Here is a 21,081-nt window from a genome sequence, read left to right on the forward strand (position 1 = left end):
GTTTAAATAGAAAAAACAGTGGAATAGATTAAGAAGAACAATTACGTTATGTATTCTCTCATATAAGGAAAATAACTTAGGTGAGTTTCCTTATTTGATACGATAAAGAGCTTTGTTTTATAATAAAATTGTTGTTCGGATAAAAGGAGGAAGAAGGGCATGTCCGAGGTTGGAACTTTAAAAAAAGGATTAGATATCTTCTCTTTGCTTTTAAACCGTCCGAATATGACTATTCCAGAAATGATGGAAGCGCTCGGTTTTAATAAGAGTACGATGTATCGTCTTGTAAGCACGCTTGAACAAAATGGATTTATTGTAAGAAACCCGTCTAACCGCTATACGGTTTCACCACAACTGGTGCTGGCACTCGTGCAAAATACGATGCATACGAACTATGAAATGAATTGGCTCTCAGTTCCTGCTATGCAGAAGCTGAGTGAAGAGACCAAAGAGACCATTTACGCGGGAATTCTCCATCATAAACAAATGGTTACAACTCAGGTGGTCAACGGGCAATATAGCACTCGTACGCATTCCGAAGTAGGAAATAAAAAGCCGCTTCATGCAAATGCTATTGGAAAGTGTATTCTTGCTTATCAAGAGGACAGCGTGCAAAAATCTATTCTTCATGAACTTTCGCTTGAAGCTTATACAGATCGAACGATCACCGAGCTGGACGAGCTTGAAGCTGAATTGGCTTTAAGTAAGGAAAGAGGATATGCTGTCGATGATGAAGAACGGGAGCCCGGCGTTCGCTGTATTGCAGCCCCTATTTTCAGAAAAGGAAAAATAATGGCGGCTATTGCTTTATCAGGTCCATCCCTTCGTATTTCACAAGAGAAAGACGAAGAACATGCTGCACTTGTTAAACAGTGCGCAGAACAAATTTCACAAGCAATTACTCTTTACGAATAATTCAACAGTAAAAAAGAGGATGAACAGCAACATGGAAAACTTACAGTCAACGACGACCTTAGCAAACGGCGTTAAAATGCCTTGGTTAGGTTTAGGTGTTTATAAAGTAGAAGATGGTCAAGAAGTTGTAGATTCAGTTAAATATGCAATCAAAGCTGGATATAAAAGCATTGATACGGCTAAAATTTATGAAAATGAAGAAGGCGTGGGACAAGCGATCAAAGAATCAGGTGTTTCTCGCGAAGAACTATTTGTTACATCAAAAGTGTGGAATGCAGATCAAGGATATGACACAACTCTTCAAGCGTTTGAAACAAGCTTAAACAAGCTAGGTCTTGAATATTTAGATTTATACTTAATTCACTGGCCAGTTGAAGGTAAGTATAAAGATACGTGAAAAGCACTTGAAAAGCTTTATAAAGACGGGAAAATTCGTGCAATCGGCGTATCGAATTTCCAAGTTCATCATTTAGAAGACTTAATTGCAGAGGCAGAAGTTAAGCCGATGGTAAACCAAATCGAATTTCATCCACTTTTAACACAAACAGAAGTGCGTGAATATTGCAAAAAACAAGGAATCCAAGTAGAAGCATGGTCACCGCTTGCACAAGGTGAGCTGCTTGATAACGAAGTGTTAACTCAAATTGCTGAAAAGCACGGAAAATCAACAGCTCAAGTTATCTTACGTTGGGACTTACAAAACGAAGTAGTAACTATTCCTAAGTCAACAAAAGAACATCGTATTATCCAAAATGCAGACGTATTTGATTTTGAATTAAATGCAGAAGAAATTGAAAAAATTAACGCATTAAATCAAAATCATCGCGTAGGTCCAGATCCGGATAACTTTGACTTTTAAAGCAAGACTAAAACGTCTTGTAAGATAAATAATAAACAAAGCGCTATTGTCATTCATGCAGTAGCGTTTTGTTTATTAAAAAGTAAATGTGATGGTTGAACGAGGAGGAAAAGTAATGAAAATGTCAGGAAACACTATTTTAATTACGGGCGGAGCGTCCGGAATTGGGCTGGCGCTTGCAGAACGTTTTTTAAATGAAGGAAATGAAGTCATTATTTGTGGAAGAAGGGAATCAAAGCTGCAAGAAGCAAAAGAAAGATTCCCTTCGTTACATACAAAAGTGTGCGACGTATCAATAGAAGAAAGCAGAGTAGAGTCAGTAAAATGGGCGACTGAAACGTTCCCAAAATTAAATGTTATTGTAAATAATGCAGGTATTCAGCAGCGCGTAAACCTTTTACACATGCACGAAGAGTGGCAGTATTACGAAAAAGAACTAATGAGTAATGTAAGTGCTCCTATTCATTTAACGTCGTTATTGGTTCCTCATTTCGTTCAACAAGAACGTGCTGCGGTTATTAACGTAACGTCCGGGCTATCTTTAACACCTGGAGCATGGGTGCCAATCTACAGCGCAACAAAAGCGGCGTTAAGGTCGTTTACGATTAGTTTAAGGCATCAATTAGAAGAAACAAATACTGAAGTGATAGAAATTCTTCCTCCAGCCGTGAACACGGATTTAGGAGGACCGGGACTTCATACATTTGGAGCACCGCTTGATGACTTTGCTGATTCGATATTTGAAGAATTGAAAAAAGGTAAAATCGAAATTGGCTATGGAGATAGCGCTAAGAGGCTTCAAGCTTCCAAAGAAGAAATTGAGAAAGCTACAGCACAGGCTTGGAATGGATTTTTGAAAAATAATCCTGAATTTTAAAGGCAGCAAACCAAAAGCTTCCTAAACTCGTCAGTAGTAGCGGGTCATAAAAAGCGTGTGTCCATAAAATAAATGAACACACGCTTTTTAGCATTAACGATCCACAGTTTGTCTAATTCGTTTTTCCATTTTTTCAAGCATGCGGAGGTACTCATCCTGTTCTTCAGGAGTTAGAGCAAAAAGCATGTCTTGCCAAAATAAATTTCGCTGCTCAATTACATAGTTCACTAATGTTTCGCCAGCCTCTGTTAAGGATATCCATACAATTCGGCGGTCTTTTTGGTCACGTACGCGCTTAATGAGTGCATCATCTTCTAATTGATTTAATAAAATGGTAGTAGCCCCGGAGGTTAGCTTTAGATTTGAAGAAATTTCGGCTACCATACGTTTAGAGCTGACTCCAATGAATTTTAGAATTAAAAATTTCGTAATGGTCAAATTATAGGGCTGCTCACTGATTTTATCTTCCAAGAGCTTTCGCTTGAGTTCAAATAATGAGGTTTTAACTTGGTCAAGTTTTTCTAGTTTATCTATTAACTGCTGATCCATTATAATCACCTTTTCTTTATCATTATAGGTGTTAAACAATTGCTGCTAGTTACCTATTGTGGTTTATGTATATAGGGAGTTTGTTCCGAAAAAAGGAGCTGTTTTTGTGTATAACCCTATGCTTATATATCTAACTTTAAAGTAAAGTAAAGTACTTGTAAAGAAACCAAAACTTTTAAGTTGTATTTCAGTTAAAGATGTAGTAAAGTATTCAGTCGGGAAAACTTTATGAAACATAAATGTTTAGTTTTAAAAATAAATTAAAATCAAATTTATTTACAACTAAATATCTTTGTGATAAAGTTATCTAGCGTAATACTTAACTGAATGAAATATTAAGGAGGTAAAATAAATGTCAAGAGGGCGTTTAATTTTAATGAACTTTATCGGAATTATTGTAGTATTAGCTTTAATTATTGGTGGGGGATACTATTATATTCAAAAATCTAATTATGTATCCACAGACAATGCAAAAGTGTCCGGCGACCTTTATACAGTAGTAGCGCCAGCGGCAGGTAAAGTAGCAAGCTGGAACGTTGAAGAAGGTAAAGATGTTTCAAAAGACGATGAGGTAGTTAAAATCCAATCAGAAGATGGAGAAAAAACAGTTACAGTACCAGAAGACGGTAAAATCATCAAAACACAGGTAAAAGAAAATCAAATGGTTCAAGCTGGTCAACAAATTGCTAGCGAAGTAGATATGAATAACTTATTCATCATTGCAAACATTAAAGAAGACAAATTAAAAGATATTGAAGCTGGCGATGACGTTGATGTAACAGTTGACGGAGATACTAAAACAACAATCGATGGAAAAGTAGAAGAAATCGGTTATGCAACAAACTCAATTTTCTCATTAATGCCAAGTTCTAATTCAGACGGCAACTATACGAAAGTATCACAAACAGTTCCTGTTAAAATCTCTATTTCTAACTACTCTGAAAACGTACTACCAGGTATGAACGCAGAAGTTAAAATCTCTAAAAATTAAGAACGTACATGATTAAGAAGAGAAGAAAGGAGGAAGGAACTGATGTCAGCAAACACGATACAACCAGAGGAAAGCTCAGTTAAAAAGCATCTTCCGCTGCTAGTCGTACTTATGCTTGGATTGTTCTTAGCAATTTTAAACCAAACGCTGCTAAATGTTGCGATTCCGCATCTGATTACAGAGTTTGGTGTTACGGCTAATACGGCACAGTGGTTGCTTACAGGATATATGCTTGTAAATGGTGCACTTATTCCATTATCAGCCTATTTAATTGAACGTTTTGGAGTTCGCCGCTTATTCTTATTTGCAATGGCCTGCTTTACAATAGGGGCACTTGTCTGCGGAATTGCGCCTACTTTCTCGATTATGCTAATCGGACGTCTGGTTCAAGCAGTCGGAGGCGGAGTGCTAGCACCTCTAGTTATGACCATTATCGTATTTATTTTCCCTCCTCATATGCGCGGAAAAGGAATGGGTATCTTTGGTTTAGCCATGATGTTCGCTCCGGCAATTGGACCGACGCTTTCAGGATGGGTTATTCAGAACTATGACTGGCACATTTTATTTACGGGAATGGTGCCACTAGGTGCGATCGTACTTATTATTGCAGCTTTTAAATTAAAAGATATTAAACCACCTCAAAATGTAAAAGTAGATCTAATTTCTGTGTTTACATCTCTTGCAGGTATGGCTTTACTTCTATACGGATTCAGTGAGGCTGGAAACGATGGCTGGACGGATTCAGTTGTATTGTCAACGATGATTGGCGGTATTGTCTTATTAATCATCTTTGTCGTGCAGCAGCTTCGACTTAAAAGTCCATTACTTGATGTGAGAGTATTTAAATACAGTATTTTCTCATTATCTAATATCATTAGTATTGCCATCACAATTAGCATGTATGCTGGTATGTTCTTATTGCCAATTTACTTGCAAAATATTCGTGGCTATTCAGCATTTGATTCAGGTTTATTAATCTTGCCTGGTGCACTTGTTATGTTAGTTATGTCACCAATTTCTGGTACGCTGTTTGATAAATTAGGACCGCGCCCACTAGGAATTGTCGGGATGTTGATTACGGTTGTGACAACATTTGAATTTACAAAATTAACGCTAGAAACACCGTTTAGCCATATTGTTATTATTTATATGATCCGTGCATTCGGTATGTCATTATTAATGATGCCAATTATGACAGCTGGTTTAAATCAGCTGCCGGCAAAATTAAGCAGCCACGGTACATCAATGGCGAACACGCTTCGTCAGGTTAGTGGTTCAATCGGTATCAGTTTAATGACTACAATCTTTACAAATCGCACAACATATCATGTAAATGAAATGAGCAGTTCAATGAATACTTCTGATCCATTCTTTATGAATAACTTCCAGGTATTTGTTCAAAAGATTGCTCAAACGCTTCACCTTTCTCAAACTGAGGCGCAAAAACAAGCTTTAACAACTTTAGCTGGAAAAGTTCAAGCGCAAGCAACTGTACAAGGAATTAACGACGCATTTTACTGGACAGTTATTATTGCCATTATTGGATTGATTTTAAGTTTCTTCCTACGTGATGTTCGTAAAGATGCAGTAGTAGAAGTAGAAGAAACAGAAAAAGAAGCAACAGACGATATTCGTATGTTACCGGCACCAAAAGATATGAACTCATAAGCAACGGAGGGATAAAGGATGAAAATTTGTATCGTATATGATAGTGAAGGCGGACATACAGAGGCATTAGCAAAAGCGATTGCTTCTGGCGCCGAGCTGTCTGGAGAAGCAACCGTATATGTAAAGCATGTCGAAGATGCAGATGTACGTGAACTGCCTGAAATGGATGCTATTATTTGGGGCTGCCCAGGGCATTTTGGAACAATTAGTTCAGGGTTAAAAACGTGGATCGATAAATTAGGTTATCTGTGGGCAGAAGGTAAATTAATTAATAAAGTAGGTGCGGTGTTCTGTACAACAGCTACAACGCACGGTGGCTTAGAAGCGACGCTTTTAAATTTAATTACACCTATGCTTCATCAAGGTATGATTATCGCTGGATTACCAGGTAACATCCCAGAAAATGCGCTTTACGGTACTTATTACGGTGTTGGAATTACTTGTCCAATCGAAGGTGACGAATTATTAACAGAGAACGACCAAGCGCTAGGTAAAGCATTAGGAGAACGTGTTGTTCAAGTGACTAAACGAATGACACAAGGACAGTAGGTGACGGTATGTTAGGTATTTTACTGATCGTTGTAGCTGTGATTCTGGTTATACTAATTATTACAATGAATGCCAAAGCATCATCTTCTAAGCGCCAGCGTCCAGTTCCACCTAAAAAAGAAGCGGCTGCTTCAAATGCTCCTAAAGAGCCAAAAGTAGAAGAGAAAAAAGTAGCAGAAGAAAAACCTGCAGCACCAAAAGAAGAGCCAAAAGAGCCGCAGGCGAAGACGGAAACAAGAACATCTAGACATAAGAGAGAAAAAGATGTCATGAACGATGATATGTATCGTCAAGTGCTGCAAAAGTTTAGAGAAGGCGAAAAAGACGACACGGTTTTTACAAAAGAAGAACGTGACGTTATGAATGATGACGCTTTTCGTAAAGCTTTAAGATCGTTTAAGAAAAACGATAGTGAATGAGTTTCTTCTATTATAATAGTACGGAATAAAGTAGATAGAAAATAGGGTATAAGCATTCCACGAAACCAGCCGCTCTCCCCAGGTTAGGTTTCGCTTGGAGTGCAGCAGGGGGCTGACATGTTAACATCGACTCCCTGATTATAAGAAAGGGGACGTCAAAACATGGAACAGCTCACATTTATTGAAGAGGTCCAGAGAATTTCGATATCCCTTAACAAAAAGGTAATGACAGAGATAAAAGAAAGGTTACTTTCACAAGGGATTACACCTTTTCAATATCATATCTTATTAATTATCGGTAAGTGCAGTCACATTGGGGTAACCAAGCTGGCAGAAGAGATGCGCGTCAAGCCTAGTGCGATTACTCCTGTTATTAATCGTTTAATAGACTTAGAGTTAGTTTCACGCCATCACTCTAAAGAGGATCGTCGTAAGGTAAACATTGAGTTAACAGCTAAAGGTGAACAAGTGATTGAAGAAGCAAATGACATTGTACAAAAGATGATTGCTCATTTCTTTTCTTGCTATGAACCGAAAGATCAAGAGCAATTTTTGAAATTATTTAAAAAACTAGACGCTAATATCTAATGAAAGAAAAATCACTTCTTAATGAAGTGATTTTTTTTCATAAAAAGATTGTCAACTTCACTTTTCCATGTTATCATTTGTGTAAACGGTTACATATATGAAGGGAGGGAAATAAAGTGGTAACAATTCGCGATGTAGCAAAAGAAGCAGGCGTATCCGTTGCGACCGTTTCGCGCGTTTTAAACAGTACAGGATATGTAAAAGAAGACACGCGTGTGCGAGTAATGAATACAATTAAAAAATTAAACTACAGCCCTAACGAGGTAGCCCGTTCACTTTATACACGTGAATCGCGTTTGATTGGTCTCTTGCTTCCAGACATTACAAACCCTTTTTTCCCTCAGCTTGCACGAGGAATAGAAGATGAAGTACATAGCCATGGATTTCGTTTAATTCTTGGCAATAGTGATGAACAGTTAGAGAAAGAATTAACCTATCTCCAAACGTTTACGCAAAACCATGTAGTAGGGATGATCACGGCAACAACAAGTCTAGCTCAGAAACTATATGAAGGTCTTACATTTCCCGTCGTGTTTTTAGATAGAAGTTCTGATCAGTATCCATCCGTTTATGCTGATGGGTTTGAAGGTGGAAAACTTGCTGCAGAAGAAATAATCAAAAGAGGAAGTAAAAGAATTACACTTATCAAAGGTCCAGTAAATGTAAAGCCTGCCCAGGAACGTTTTCAAGGTTCTCTGTCTGTTTTGAGTCAGTCTGATGCAGACTTTTACGTATTAAATACAAATTCTCTAGCGTTTGACGATGCGCAGAAATGGGCAAAGGAAATCTTTCAAAAGTACCCGGAAACGGACGGGATTATTGCAAGTAATGACATTGTAGCCACAGCCGTTTTACACGAGGCGTTTCGATTAGAAAAAAGCGTGCCTGATGATCTACAAGTAATTGGTTTTGATGATATTCCGCAAAGCCGCTTTTCGTTTCCAGCGCTGTCTACAATTCGTCAGCCTGCTTATGAAATGGGCAAGCAAGCAGCATGTCTGTTAATGAAATGCATTAAGAAAGAACCTTTAATTCAAAAGCAAGTACAACTACCCGTTACGTTTATTGAACGAAATACGACACGAAAGGTTGAGGAACATGGCTAAAGTAACTGTGATTGGAAGTTCATCAATGGATTTAGTAGTAACATCAAATATTCGTCCTGGAGCTGGAGAAACAGTGTTAGGAGAATCATTCAAAACCGTTCCGGGAGGAAAAGGAGCGAACCAAGCTGTTGCAGCAGCCCGTCTTGGAGCTGATGTGAGTATGATTGGGTGTGTGGGCGAAGATCATTACGGAAAAGCAATTTTGGAGAATTTCAAATCAAACGGTGTATCTGTGGAAAATATGAAACCGGTTACAGGTTCAGATAGTGGAACAGCTCACATTATACTGGCTGAAGGAGACAACAGCATTGTAGTTGTCAAAGGAGCAAACGATTATATTACTCCAGACTACGTAGAAAAAGCAAAAGAAAAAATTAAAGAAGCGGATATCGTACTTATTCAGCAAGAGATTCCAGAAGAAACGGTTGAATATGTTGCTCAGCTTTGTCAGGAACTTAAAGTACCGCTTTTGTTAAATCCAGCGCCTGCAAGACCATTAAAAGCAGAAGTGATTGAACAAGTTTCTTACATCACTCCAAATGAACATGAAGCAGAGCTTTTATTTGAAGGAAAAGAAAAAGAAGAAGTATTAAAACAATATCCAAATAAATTGTTTATTACAGAAGGAAAACAAGGTGTACGCTATTTTAACGGCGAGAAAGAAGTATTGGTTCCTTCTTATCAAGTAGAAACGATTGATACAACAGGAGCAGGAGATACATTTAACGCAGCACTTGCCGTGGCACTTGCCGAAGGAATGGGTTTTGAAAAAGGAATTCAGTTTGCTAATCGCGCAGCTTCGCTATCCGTCACTAAATTTGGTGCGCAAGGCGGTATGCCGACTCGAAAAGAAGTGGAGGAGAGTCTGTAAATGAAACGTCACGGAATGATTAACAGTCATATTACGAAAATACTAACAGATCTAGGTCATACAGACACTATTGTCATTGCAGATGCAGGGTTACCTGTTCCTAGTGACGTGCCTAAAATTGATTTATCTTTAAAGCTAGGAGTGCCTAGCTTTGAAGATGTAGTAGTAGCTGTGTTAGAAGATATGGCTACAGAAAAAATAGTGATTGCTTCTGAAATGAAAGAAAGAAATCAAAAGGCTTACGAGTTGATGGAGAAACAAAACATCTTAGTAGAAGAAGTATCGCATGAACAATTAAAAATGCTGACAAGCAAAGCGAAAGTTGTGATTCGTACAGGAGAAGCAACTCCTTATGCAAACTGCATTTTACAAGCGGGAGTTATTTTTTAAAAGAGGTGAACAGCATGCATATTGCAATGAGAGGGATTCATAAAGCCTTTGGAGCAAACCGTGTACTAAGAGGCGTGGATTTTGAATTACATGAAGGTGAAGTTCACGCACTAATGGGGGAAAATGGAGCGGGTAAATCTACGCTGATGAATATTTTAACCGGCCTTCATAAAAAAGATGAAGGGCAGATTCTGATTGATGGTAAAGAGACGTATTTTCAAAATCCAAAAGAAGCAGAACAAAACGGAATTACCTTTATTCATCAAGAGCTGAACGTTTGGCCTGAAATGACGGTGCTTGAAAATTTATTTATCGGCAAAGAATTAAAAACGCCTTTAGGTTTTTTAAAAACAAAAGAAATGAAAGCGTTAGCAAAGAAGCAGTTTGAAAAATTAGCTGTGACCATTCCTCTTGATCAAGAAGCGGGACTTTGTTCTGTCGGACAGCAGCAAATGATTGAGATAGCCAAAGCGCTGATGACGAATGCAAAAGTCATTATCATGGATGAGCCAACTGCAGCGCTTACTGAAAGAGAAATTCAAAAGTTATTTGACGTAATTAATGCGCTGCGAAAACAAGGTGTATCGATTGTCTATATTTCACATCGTATGGAAGAGATTTTCGCTATTTGTGATTCCATTACGGTCATGCGTGACGGACAGACGGTAGACAAAAAGCCGATTCCAGAAACCAGCTTCGATGATGTTGTTCGCAAAATGGTAGGAAGAGAGCTAACGGATCGATTTCCTGCTAGGACATCTCCTAAGGGAGACGTTGTATTTGAAGCAAAAGGCTTGGAGAGAAAAGGTGTATTTCAAAACGTTCATTTTTCAGTGCGATCAGGAGAAATTGTCGGTGTTGCGGGGCTAATGGGAGCTGGCCGAACCGAAATTATGCGCGCTATCTTCGGGCTTGATCCGTTAGAAAAAGGCGAAATTATATTAAATGGCAAACGGGTCAGTATCACAAAGCCCGACCAAGCCATTAAATTAGGTCTCGGGTTCATTACAGAAGATCGTAAAACAGAAGGGCTCGTCCTGGATTTTTCTATTCGAGAAAATATTGCGCTTCCAAGTCTATTCAGCTTTTCGCCAAAAGGCTTTATTGAACAAAAAAGCGAGCAGCAATTCGTAGATTTACTTATTAAACGTTTAACGATCAAAACCGAGTCGTCTGAGACGAGTGCGAGTAACTTATCGGGAGGAAATCAGCAAAAAGTAGTTATTGCCAAGTGGATTGGCATTGGACCAAAAGTGCTGATTTTGGATGAACCAACTCGAGGAGTTGACGTCGGGGCAAAGCGTGAAATTTATCAGCTTATGAATGAACTGACAGACAGAGGCGTGGCCATTATCATGGTGTCTTCAGAGCTTCCGGAAGTACTCGGCATGAGCGATCGCATTTTGGTTGTGCATGAAGGGAAAATAACAGGCGAACTGACAAGTGAAGAAGCAACTCAAGAAAAAATTATGACATTTGCAACAGGAGGTCAGTAAAATGAAAGCAAACACAGCGATAAAAGAAAATCGCGTTGATAACGTGATGCAAAAGCTAGGTCCGTTACTAGGTCTATTTATTCTTATTGTCATTGTATCGATTTTAAATCCAAGCTTTTTAGAACCTTTAAATATTTTAAACTTGCTGCGTCAAGTAGCCATTAATGCCTTAATTGCATTCGGTATGACATTTGTCATTTTAACAGGCGGAATTGATTTATCGGTTGGCTCTATACTTGCTTTATCAAGTGCGTTAATGGCAGGTATGATTGTGTCAGGTGTAGATCCTATTTTAGCTATTTTAATAGGATGTGTGTTAGGAGCTGTAATGGGTATGATTAACGGCTTGCTTATTACAAAAGGAAAAATGGCGCCGTTTATTGCAACGCTAGCGACGATGACAATTTTTAGAGGATTAACGCTTGTTTATACAGATGGAAATCCGATTACGGGCTTAGGCGAAAACTATTACTTCCAGTTATTTGGCCGCGGCTATTTTCTAGGTATTCCTGTTCCGGCAATTACGATGGTACTAGCGTTTGCTGTCCTATGGGTGATTTTGCATAAAACGCCGTTTGGCCGTAGGACATATGCAATCGGAGGAAATGAAAAAGCAGCATTTATTTCAGGAATTAAAGTACCAAAAGTTAAGGTTATGATCTACTCACTAGCAGGATTATTGGCAGCGCTATCAGGAGCAATTTTGACTTCTCGTTTGAACTCTGCTCAGCCAACGGCAGGTACGTCTTACGAGTTAGATGCTATCGCTGCAGTAGTACTGGGTGGAACAAGCCTTTCTGGAGGACGTGGACGCATTGTTGGAACGTTAATTGGTGCCCTGATTATCGGAACGTTAAACAACGGTTTGAACTTACTCGGCGTTTCGTCATTTTACCAAATGGTCGTAAAAGGAATTGTTATTTTAATCGCGGTATTAATTGATCGCAAAAAGTCAGCTTAGGAGGGAAAAACATGAAGAAAATTTGGCTCGTTCTATTATCATTTTCATTATTACTGTTAGGGGCTTGTTCACTTCAGCCTCCTGAGTGGGCGAAACCATCTGAAAGTAAAAATTTAAAAGATATTAAAATTGGTTTATCCGTTTCTACATTAAACAATCCGTTCTTTGTTTCGCTAAAAGAAGGGGTACAAAAAGAAGCAAAAAAACTGGGCATGGAAGTAGTTGTAGTAGATGCTCAAAATGATTCAGCAAAACAAATTAACGATGTAGAAGATTTAATGCAGCAAGGTGTTAACATTCTGCTTATTAACCCAACGGATTCAGCTGCTATTTCAACAGCTGTACAATCGGCTAATAATGTAGGTATTCCAGTTATTACGCTAGATCGTTCAGCAGAAAAAGGAAAAGTAGAAACCCTGGTAGCTTCAGATAATGTAAAAGGTGGTCAAATGGCTGCTGATTACATTGTGAAAAAAGTAGGGGAAAAAGCTCAAGTAGCAGAACTTGAAGGCGTGCCGGGAGCTTCAGCAACTCGTGAACGAGGAAAAGGGTTCCACAACGTTGCGGATCAAAAGCTAGATATTATGGCTAAACAGTCGGCTGATTTTGACCGTACAAAAGGCTTAAACGTTATGGAGAATGTTCTTCAAGGAAATCCTGGTATCAAAGCCGTATTTGCTCATAATGATGAAATGGCATTAGGAGCTATTCAAGCGATTAACAGCTCAGGAAAAGATGTGCTAGTAGTAGGGTTTGATGGAAACGACGATGCAATTAAAGCGGTAAAAGAAGGGAAGCTAGGAGCAACTGTAGCCCAGCAGCCTGTTTTAATTGGTAAACTTGCCGTAAGGTCTGCTAAAAATGTTCTTCAAGGCAAAAAGGTAGATAAGCAAATTCCAGTGCCTTTAAAACTAGTAACCTCTGACAAATAATGGTTTTATACGTGTGTAGAAAAAAGACGCTCATTTGATTTATGGGCGTCTTTTTATGTATATAAAGTGTAAAAAAGAAGTGAAAAAGTCACAACTTTATAAATAGTGTAGGAATTATGTAGGTGGAATTTATGTAATAAAAAGTAAAAAACACCGAAAAAAGACGGTAAAACACATAATTTTCTGTGAAAAATTTGTAATATACCTGTAATAATAAGCGTTTATTTCTATTTTCAAAGAGCAATTTTGCCCTGTTTATGACAAAAATATATCTTTTTTAATAAACAGTAAACCTCTCTATCAAGGGATTTTGGTGATGAATTCCCAGAAAGAGATTCTTGGTTATACAGATTATGGGAAACTTTTAACTGTATTGTAACATAAACAGATAGTTTTTTATGGTATAACTATGTCTATGAGGAAAGGGGACTATTACTTTATGAAAATTTTTAAGCGTATGACTCTTGCAGCAGTCACAGGAATTTTCTTCATGACCGGCATCACAGAGACTCACGCCCAATCGAATGAAGAAGCGCTCCAGAGTACTGAAAATAAAATTAAAGAAACAGAAAAGGCTGTTCAACAAAAAGAGAAAGAGAAACAGTCTATCAATTCAGATGTTCAAAACATTCAATCACAATTAAATTCATTACATACAGTAATCTCTAGCAATAAAAAAGAGTTAGCATCGACTGAAAAGCAGATTTCAGAAGCGAACAAAATGATTGAGAAAAAGAAAAAAGAAATCGTTTTGCTTCAGGAAAAAGTGTTAAGTCGTAAAGATATTATTGAAAATCGATTAGTTGCTTTACAGCAAGACGATAAAACAAGCGTTGTTATTGATACATTAATGAATGCTGATAATTTTGGAGATTTTGTTGCACGTATGGGTGCTGTCACAACTTTATTGTCAGCAGATAATGATATTTTAAAGCAGCATCAAAATGATTTAGATCAAATTGAAAAAGATAAAAAAGAAATTGATAAGCAAGAAAAAGTATTAGAAGCAGCAAAAGGTAGCTTAGCGGCTAAACAAGCTGAATTAGATAAAAACGTTGCCAAACAAACAGCAACGTTAACAACTATGCAAGAAAAGTACAGCACGGTCGTAAATGAAATTGATGCAGCTTCTTCAGAAAAAGCAAACCTTCAGTCTGAATTAACAGGCATTCAAGATAAGATTGCAAAAGAAAAAGAAGCAGCTCAAAAGCAAGCTGAGCAAGTGGCAAAACAGCAGGCAGCTGAAAAGGCTGAGGCTGATGCAGAAGCAAAGCGTCAAGCTGAACTAGCAACAGCTAAAAAAGAAGTAAAAACAGAGCCAAAACAAGAAGTAAAAACAGCTACAGAGAAGAAAGCAGCCGTTTCTTCAGAAGCAAAAGAAACGAAAAAAGAAGAAAGCACACAAAAGCATTCTGGAAAAGAAATGTATGTAGAAGCAACAGCTTATACAGCTAATTGTGCAGGGTGTAGCGGCGTAACAGCCACTGGACAAAATGTGAGTTCAGGCACTCATAAAATTATTGCGGTAGATCCATCCGTTATTCCATTAGGTTCAAAAGTATACGTAGAAGGATACGGAGTGGCAACAGCAGGTGATACGGGCGGTGCGATTAAAGGATATCGAATTGACGTATTAGTACCTTCTGAGTCAGCTGCAAAAGCATTTGGACGTCGTACAGTGAAAATTACGGTGTTAAATTAAAGAAATAGACTGGAACAAAAATATTTTAGTTGCAGGAAAATCCGAACGATGAATCGTTCGGATTTTTTCATTGTTGTAGTGAACGTAGGTTTCATCTAGTTAGTTGCTTCTAGCTGTTGATTGGAGGGGAAGGTGAAGACTCCTGAGGGAAAAGAGGAAGTGATGAGACCCCGAAGGAGTGTACGCGACGAGGATGCTCATCGGTCGCCCGCGGAAAGCGAAGCCTTGCATGGAAATCAACAGTGGTGTCACAAGTGATCTATACCAGCTCATTACTTCCATTTGTTTGTCTTCGGATTAGGTGGATGTAGTTATGTCTCAATCACTTTTTTGCATGTTTGGTGAGCAAGTTGCTAGCTAATCTATACTCTTTTCGTTACCATACAATAAAGTAAATGGAAGAAAAGGAGTGGGTAAAATGAAGATAGTCGATCCAGCGGTACAAAGTGCAAAAGACAATTATCATTTGTTAACAGGTGTCGTCATTCCCCGGCCGATTGCGTTTGTTACAAGTCAAAACGATGACGGTGTAGTGAATGCCGCGCCGTTTAGTTTCTTTAATGTAGTTGCGGCAGAGCCTCCGCTGATTGCTGTTTCGGTTTCGAGAAGTGAAGGTCAAATGACGAAAGATACGGCTAAAAATATTAGTGCATCTACAGAATTTGTAGTTCATCTTGTAGACGAAAACTTAGTGGAACAGGTGAATCAAGCGGCATCTTCTTATCCTTCTTCCGTCAGTGAAGTCGAAGAAACAGGGTTAACACTAGCACCCAGCAAAAAAGTGCAGGTTCCTGGAATTCAAGAAGCCAGCATTCGGATGGAGTGTAAGCTTCACCAAATTGTTCCATTAGGAACGGATGAGGCATACAGCTCAGATTTGTTTATCGGTGAAGTTGTGATGTTTCATATTAGTGAAAAAGTGATAGAAAACGATCGCGTTTCTGCAGAACGTGTGAAGCCAGTCAGCCGACTTGCGGGTTCTAACTATAGTAAATTGGGGCAATTATTTTCCTTAGAACGTCCCAAATAAGCAAGAAAGTGTTACTTATGTAGCAAAAAAATAGTATACATTGGATTTTTTTAAATAAGCGATTGTGTTCTGTTTCAACAACGACAGTACATTCGCTTTTTTTCATGAACGAAAAAGTTAATAGAAACCATAATAACAAAATCAATTTAGAAAAAGGCAAAAATGTAAGGTTTTTGCCTTTTATATTTACCATTGAGGAAAAGGGTATTCATTCATATAATTTAGATTAAGTAAATTGTATGCGCTTTCAATATACGGAATTATTTTTCAATAATTCTCTCGAGAAAGAATCATGAGCGTTTACAAAAAAACTTGCCACACTAGGAGACGAGATTATAGGAGGGGTATTCATTGAAACGTTGGTTTAGTTTAATCAGTTTTGCACTCATTTTAACCCTAGTACTTGCAGGATGCGGAGGAAAGTCCGCTAATGAAACAAGCGGTAGCGGTGGAAAAGAAGTTGTTGCATGGGCTTGGAATATTAACGTACCGGTATTAAAGAAAGCAGCAGCAGAATACCAAAAAGAGAATCCAGGGTTTAAATTAAAGGTAGTGGATATGGGACGTGAAGACGTTTATTCAAAATTAACAACAGGATTGCAAGCTGGCGGAAAAGGCCTTCCTGATATTGTATTAGTAGAAGACGATCGTTTCCAAGGATATTTAGATGCATTTCCAAAAGCATTTTTAAACCTATCTAAAAAAGGATTTGATAAGCAAGAAGATAAATTTCCAGAGTTTAAGAAAACTCTTTTATCAAAGGATGGAGATATGTACGGCTTCCCGTTTGATGCAGGTCCAACAGGGGTATTCTATCGCACAGATTACTTTGAAAAAGCAGGCGTAGATCCAAACAGTATCAAAACATGGGATGATTATATTGCAGCTGGTAAGAAAATTAAAGAAAAAGTTGGCGTTGATTTACTAGGTTTAGATTTTAATAATGACGATGGCTTATTCCGAATGGCGCTGACGCAGCAAGGTACGTTCTATTTTAATAACAAAGGAAAGTTGAATTTAACTTCTAAAGAAGCGAAAAAAGCAATGGAGTTAAATAAGAAGTTAAAAGAAGCAGGCATTGTTAAAAATACAGTGGGCTGGGATGCTTCAATCAGTGCTTTAGCAGAAGGTAAAGTAGCAAGTTCACCATCTGGTGCTTGGCTATCCGGTTCTATTACGCAGCAGGCTCCGGATTTAAAAGGAAAATGGGGAGTGTTTTTATTACCTTCGTTTGAAGAAGGAGGCAACCGTGCTTCTAACTTAGGCGGAAGCAACTATGTGATTTCAGCAACTAGTCAAAAAGCAGATGAAGCGTACAAATTTATGGAGTATTTCTCAACAACGGATAAAGTTCAAGAAGAAGCGATGAAGGGCGGATTATTCCCATCATTAAATACCGTATACTCTTCAAAATTATTCACTGCACAAGATGAGTACTTTAACAATCAGACGATTTGGAAAACATTCGCAGATGAAATGAAAGATATTAAACCGGTTAATTTTACGGGCAATTACTCAGTTGCAAACAGTGAAGCAGTCAAAGCTGTGTCAGAAGTAACAAATGGTAAGGGCGTTACAGGCTCGCTTGAAGCAGCTCAAAAACGCTTAGAAAACCGAATTCAAAAATAATCAAGAAGCATAGAAGGTGATTTCTAGAAAATTGCCTTCTATCTCTTCTTCTTGCGGTACTAGGAGGTCATCATGAAGACAAATAAATCGTTGCCTTACTTATTTATTGCTCCAGCACTTTTGCTGTTCGCGCTGTTTACAATCTACCCTATTTTTTCATCGTTTGTTCTAAGCTTTCAGAGTATGGAAGGCGGAAAGTATGTATTTACCGGGTTATCAAACTATACACGTTTGCTCGGAGATGATATTTTCTGGAAAGCGCTTGGAAATACGGGTATTATTTTAATCGTTCAAGTACCCGTTATGATTTTATTAGCGCTTGTACTAGCTAACGCTTTAAACAGTCAGCTTTTAAGACTAAAAGGTTTTTTCCGAGTTTCGTTTTTCTTGCCGGCGGTAACGTCACTAGTTGCCTACTCTATTTTGTTTTCAATCATTCTTCAAGATGAAGGAATTATGAATACTATTTTAGGATTTTTCGGTATTGATGCCATTCAGTGGTTGGGAGATCCATTTTGGGCTAAAGTCTCAATCATCGTTGCGATGACTTGGAGATGGACAGGTTATAACATGGTTATTTTTCTAGCAGCTCTTCAAAGTTTATCTCATGAAGTTTACGAAGCAGCTGATTTAGACGGAGCAAATCGTATTCAAAAGTTTTTCCACGTAACGGTTCCACAATTAAAACCCGTTATCTTGTTCGCTACTATTTTATCGACAATTGGCACGCTTCAATTGTTTGACGAACCTTTTAACTTAACAAAAGGCGGCCCTGCTGATTCCACGATGACGCTAGGCTTATATATTTATCAAAATGGCTTTAAATACTTTGATTTTGGATATGCTTCAGCCATTGCGTACGTTGTTGTATTATTAGTTGGTATTTTAACGTTCTTCCAATTTAAATTTACGGGTGATAAATCATGAGTGTATTAGAGAGAGTAGAAGCAACCGCAGTAGCTACCGTGCCTAAGGTTAAAAAGAAAAGTAACATCATGCGCAAAATAGGATTATACAGCATGCTTGGGTTGTTCACGATTATTTCTATTTTTCCTTTTTACTGGATGATTATCGGCGCTACGAATGAATCAGGAAAAATGTTTACAAACCCTCCCACGCTGAAGCCTGGCGATCAATTTATGACAAATCTACAAAATTTAAATGCTTCAATTGATTTAGGGCGCGTCTTTTTTAACTCAGTATTTGTTTCAGTCGTGTATGTGATTGTAGCTTTAATGGTCTGCTCCACAGCTGCATACGCGCTATCTAAATTTGAATTCAAAGGCCGAAACGCAATTTTCACTACGCTTTTATTGTCTATGATGATTCCATATCAAGCAACGCTCATTCCGCTTTTTCAGCTGATGTCGAATTTTAATTTGCTTGATACGTATTTTGCACTTATTGTTCCGCAGCTGTGCTTTCCGTTTGCTATCTTTTTATTACGTCAGAACTTTTTAGCTTTTCCAACGGAACTTATTGAAGCAGCTCGTTTGGACGGAGCTGGAGAGATGAGAATCTTTTTAACTATTGTGCTTCCTTCTATGAAGCCTGCTATGGCTGCAGCAGCTATTTTCTTATTTATGACACAGTGGAATAACTTTATGTGGCCTCTAGTTGCAACTACATCTAACGAAATGGCTACATTGCCAGTTGCTCTTTCAAGCTTAATTGGCTTGTCGATTATTGATTACGGTCAAGTAATGATGGGAGTAACGATTGCAACCATTCCAATCATTGTCTTCTTCCTGGCACTTCAGCGTCATTTTATTTCAGGAATGCTTGGAAGTGCAGTAAAATAAAAGCAGAAGCTCCTACTATAGGAGCTTTCTCAATGAACAGGAGGAGAGAAGATGGGAGAAATACCTGTAGGAGTTCAGCTTTATACGCTGCGCGAAGAAATGAAAAAAGACTTCAAAGGAACTCTTCAAAAAGTAGCTGCATTAGGATATCAAGGGGTAGAGTTTGCAGGGTATGAAGGATATACAGCGCAAGAAGTAAGAGCATGGTTAACGGATTTGCAGCTGAAGCCAGCTTCTAGCCATGTACCGCTTGAACAATTAGAATCTAATTTAGAGCAAGTGATTCACTTTGAACAGCAAGTTGGAAATTCACATATTGTTTGTCCTTATTTAATGCCTGAACGACAAACTGAAAAAGGATATTTCGAACTTATTGATTCTTTAAATTACATGGATACTTATTGTAAAAAAGAAGGCATGTCGTTTAGCTATCATCATCATGATTTTGAACTGAAAAAATTGTCAACTGGAAAGTCAGCTCTCCAAACCATCCTAGAAGAAACCGGGATGAACGTAGAGCTGGACATTTATTGGCTCACTAAAGCAGGCGAAGATCCAGTTGAGTGGATGAAGCACTATCGAAATCGTACGCCTTTTATCCATTTGAAAGATATGACAACAGACGGCGAGCAATTTTTTGCTCCTCTTGGTACCGGAGGAGTAGATGTAAAGGCTGTAATGCAAGAAGGACATAGAGCAGGAGTAAAATGGTGGATTGTTGAACAAGACCAATGCAAAGAAAATCCTCTTAGCAGCATAAAAAAAAGCTTAGCATATATCAAATAAAAAAAACGAACAGATGCTGTCTGTTCGTTTTTTATTGATAAGCTGGAGTCCATTCAATTTCTCCGCACTTATTCGTATAATCAATATTTACCTCAAAGTTATGTTTTTCATAAAAATGAATCAATCTTTCGAGATGATCCCAGTCGCGCTCAGCGATATCCCCTTTAATGACATGAACATTTTGATCAACCGCTACTTCTTTTAAATAATTCATACATACAGAGCCATATCCTTTGTTAGCAGGCCCTTTAATGTCACCGATAAAAATCGTGTGATTATCTTCATATACGCCGTCGATAGCAAAATCCCAAGCCCCTCTATAAGCTTTTGTGCATTCGTTTAGCATAATTTTACATGCGCTTCCGTCATTTTGTGCCGATACAATAACTAACTGATTATCTTCAGGCTGGTCGACACCAATAACTTCATACTTTTTAGCAATTTCTTTTAAATTATCCTGCATGCGAAATAGCTGAAACTCAAGATCATCAAGTGTTTCTTTTAGCTCTTCTGCATTCTGTTTTTTTTTCTGTAAGCTGAGTAAACATTTTATACTCCTTTCCGTCTGTTTTCGGTCTAAGTGCGCCTATGACAAAGAGGACACGGTGTATAAAGCGAAACTTTATTTAGCAAAGTATCTACCTTAGTAAAAATATAAAAAGGAAAGAACCTGATTTGATTGATTATTCATCAAAACGGCTGCTTTCCTTAACATTCACTTTTAAATTTTTCACAACGTGTATAAGGGTAACAAAGACTCATTAATTTTGTCAATGAGTTTGTGGGTCTATTTATAAAGAAAATAACAGGTCATTTTACTTATTGAGGAGAAAAAATAATGGGTGAAAAAAGAATCGTTTTAAAGTGAAATCATTGGAGGAAAAGTATGGTTAAAGAGTAATTACTTTTCATTTGGAAAAAACATACTTAAAAAAAGTGAGAAAATATTTCATTTACTTAC

At 37.9% G+C, this 21,081-nt stretch carries 21 protein-coding genes and 1 pseudogene; 20 read left to right on the plus strand and 2 right to left on the minus strand.

Going from position 1 to position 21,081, the window contains the following annotated elements:
* Nucleotides 1–159: 159 nt before the first annotated feature.
* The 3 genes and pseudogenes from Q5794_RS04855 to Q5794_RS04865 all read left to right on the plus strand — a co-directional run bounded on the left by Q5794_RS04855 (nucleotide 160) and on the right by Q5794_RS04865 (nucleotide 2,651).
* On the plus strand, nucleotides 160–915 hold the full coding sequence (locus Q5794_RS04855; protein WP_214984955.1) for an IclR family transcriptional regulator: 756 nt from the start codon (nucleotides 160–162) through the stop codon (nucleotides 913–915).
* A 31-nt stretch (nucleotides 916–946) separates the two neighbouring features.
* Nucleotides 947–1,774, plus strand: a pseudogene (locus tag Q5794_RS04860) (aldo/keto reductase).
* Between the two features lie 115 nt (nucleotides 1,775–1,889).
* On the plus strand, nucleotides 1,890–2,651 hold the full coding sequence (locus Q5794_RS04865; RefSeq protein WP_214984957.1) for an SDR family oxidoreductase: 762 nt from the start codon (nucleotides 1,890–1,892) through the stop codon (nucleotides 2,649–2,651).
* A 93-nt stretch (nucleotides 2,652–2,744) separates the two neighbouring features.
* On the opposite strand, the gene Q5794_RS04870 is transcribed toward Q5794_RS04865, so the two are convergent.
* Nucleotides 2,745–3,200 carry a MarR family winged helix-turn-helix transcriptional regulator gene (locus Q5794_RS04870; RefSeq protein ID WP_016763199.1) on the minus strand — a complete coding sequence of 152 codons (456 nt, stop codon included), beginning with the start codon at nucleotides 3,198–3,200 and terminating at the stop codon, nucleotides 2,745–2,747.
* Between the two features lie 352 nt (nucleotides 3,201–3,552).
* On the opposite strand from Q5794_RS04870, the gene Q5794_RS04875 reads away from it, so the two are divergent.
* The 17 genes from Q5794_RS04875 to Q5794_RS04955 all read left to right on the plus strand — a co-directional run bounded on the left by Q5794_RS04875 (nucleotide 3,553) and on the right by Q5794_RS04955 (nucleotide 20,120).
* Complete coding sequence (locus Q5794_RS04875) at nucleotides 3,553–4,191, plus strand: HlyD family efflux transporter periplasmic adaptor subunit (RefSeq protein WP_374988757.1); 639 nt, start codon at nucleotides 3,553–3,555, stop codon at nucleotides 4,189–4,191.
* A 42-nt stretch (nucleotides 4,192–4,233) separates the two neighbouring features.
* Nucleotides 4,234–5,859: a DHA2 family efflux MFS transporter permease subunit gene (locus Q5794_RS04880; RefSeq protein ID WP_214984959.1), complete on the plus strand. Its 1,626-nt coding sequence runs from the start codon at nucleotides 4,234–4,236 to the stop codon at nucleotides 5,857–5,859.
* An 18-nt stretch (nucleotides 5,860–5,877) separates the two neighbouring features.
* Nucleotides 5,878–6,408, plus strand: coding sequence for an NAD(P)H-dependent oxidoreductase (locus Q5794_RS04885; protein ID WP_013055626.1), 531 nt, complete (start codon nucleotides 5,878–5,880; stop codon nucleotides 6,406–6,408).
* 8 nt (nucleotides 6,409–6,416) lie between these two features.
* Complete coding sequence (locus Q5794_RS04890; protein ID WP_057239187.1) at nucleotides 6,417–6,827, plus strand: hypothetical protein; 411 nt, start codon at nucleotides 6,417–6,419, stop codon at nucleotides 6,825–6,827.
* Nucleotides 6,828–6,989: 162 nt separating this feature from the next.
* Nucleotides 6,990–7,415, plus strand: coding sequence for a MarR family winged helix-turn-helix transcriptional regulator (locus Q5794_RS04895; RefSeq protein ID WP_215054967.1), 426 nt, complete (start codon nucleotides 6,990–6,992; stop codon nucleotides 7,413–7,415).
* A gap of 116 nt (nucleotides 7,416–7,531) precedes the next feature.
* The gene (locus Q5794_RS04900; protein WP_214984963.1) at nucleotides 7,532–8,521 is read left to right on the plus strand and encodes a LacI family DNA-binding transcriptional regulator; all 990 of its coding nucleotides are present in this window, start codon (nucleotides 7,532–7,534) and stop codon (nucleotides 8,519–8,521) included.
* On the plus strand, nucleotides 8,514–9,392 hold the full coding sequence (gene rbsK, locus Q5794_RS04905) for a ribokinase (protein ID WP_057241486.1): 879 nt from the start codon (nucleotides 8,514–8,516) through the stop codon (nucleotides 9,390–9,392). Before Q5794_RS04900 ends, rbsK begins: the two co-directional genes overlap by 8 nt.
* A complete protein-coding gene (gene rbsD, locus Q5794_RS04910; RefSeq protein ID WP_013055631.1) occupies nucleotides 9,393–9,782 on the plus strand; it encodes a D-ribose pyranase in 390 nt (129 codons plus the stop codon).
* A 14-nt stretch (nucleotides 9,783–9,796) separates the two neighbouring features.
* Nucleotides 9,797–11,278 carry a sugar ABC transporter ATP-binding protein gene (locus Q5794_RS04915; RefSeq protein WP_057239178.1) on the plus strand — a complete coding sequence of 494 codons (1,482 nt, stop codon included), beginning with the start codon at nucleotides 9,797–9,799 and terminating at the stop codon, nucleotides 11,276–11,278.
* Nucleotide 11,279: 1 nt separating this feature from the next.
* Entirely contained in the window at nucleotides 11,280–12,239 is a 960-nt protein-coding gene (gene rbsC / locus Q5794_RS04920) for a ribose ABC transporter permease RbsC (RefSeq protein ID WP_025749709.1), read from the plus strand.
* A gap of 11 nt (nucleotides 12,240–12,250) precedes the next feature.
* Nucleotides 12,251–13,171 (plus strand): ribose ABC transporter substrate-binding protein RbsB, encoded by a 921-nt coding sequence (gene rbsB, locus Q5794_RS04925; RefSeq protein WP_374988758.1) that lies wholly within the window; start codon nucleotides 12,251–12,253, stop codon nucleotides 13,169–13,171.
* A 439-nt stretch (nucleotides 13,172–13,610) separates the two neighbouring features.
* Nucleotides 13,611–14,873, plus strand: coding sequence for a 3D domain-containing protein (locus Q5794_RS04930; protein WP_268575043.1), 1,263 nt, complete (start codon nucleotides 13,611–13,613; stop codon nucleotides 14,871–14,873).
* Nucleotides 14,874–15,291: 418 nt separating this feature from the next.
* Nucleotides 15,292–15,903, plus strand: a complete 612-nt coding sequence (locus tag Q5794_RS04935; protein WP_214984977.1) for a flavin reductase family protein — start codon at nucleotides 15,292–15,294, stop codon at nucleotides 15,901–15,903.
* A gap of 351 nt (nucleotides 15,904–16,254) precedes the next feature.
* The gene (locus Q5794_RS04940; RefSeq protein ID WP_214984980.1) at nucleotides 16,255–17,532 is read left to right on the plus strand and encodes an ABC transporter substrate-binding protein; all 1,278 of its coding nucleotides are present in this window, start codon (nucleotides 16,255–16,257) and stop codon (nucleotides 17,530–17,532) included.
* Between the two features lie 72 nt (nucleotides 17,533–17,604).
* The gene (locus Q5794_RS04945) at nucleotides 17,605–18,459 is read left to right on the plus strand and encodes a carbohydrate ABC transporter permease (RefSeq protein ID WP_013055639.1); all 855 of its coding nucleotides are present in this window, start codon (nucleotides 17,605–17,607) and stop codon (nucleotides 18,457–18,459) included.
* 68 nt (nucleotides 18,460–18,527) lie between these two features.
* Complete coding sequence (locus Q5794_RS04950; RefSeq protein WP_013055640.1) at nucleotides 18,528–19,334, plus strand: carbohydrate ABC transporter permease; 807 nt, start codon at nucleotides 18,528–18,530, stop codon at nucleotides 19,332–19,334.
* 51 nt (nucleotides 19,335–19,385) lie between these two features.
* A complete protein-coding gene (locus tag Q5794_RS04955) occupies nucleotides 19,386–20,120 on the plus strand; it encodes a sugar phosphate isomerase/epimerase family protein (RefSeq protein WP_374988759.1) in 735 nt (244 codons plus the stop codon).
* A gap of 31 nt (nucleotides 20,121–20,151) precedes the next feature.
* Here the strand turns inward: Q5794_RS04955 and Q5794_RS04960 are convergent, their stop codons facing one another.
* Nucleotides 20,152–20,583: a hypothetical protein gene (locus tag Q5794_RS04960; RefSeq protein ID WP_374988760.1), complete on the minus strand. Its 432-nt coding sequence runs from the start codon at nucleotides 20,581–20,583 to the stop codon at nucleotides 20,152–20,154.
* Nucleotides 20,584–21,081: the final 498 nt, after the last annotated feature.

Source organism: Priestia megaterium (genome assembly GCF_041941685.1).
GTDB lineage: Bacteria > Bacillota > Bacilli > Bacillales > Bacillaceae_H > Priestia > Priestia megaterium_C.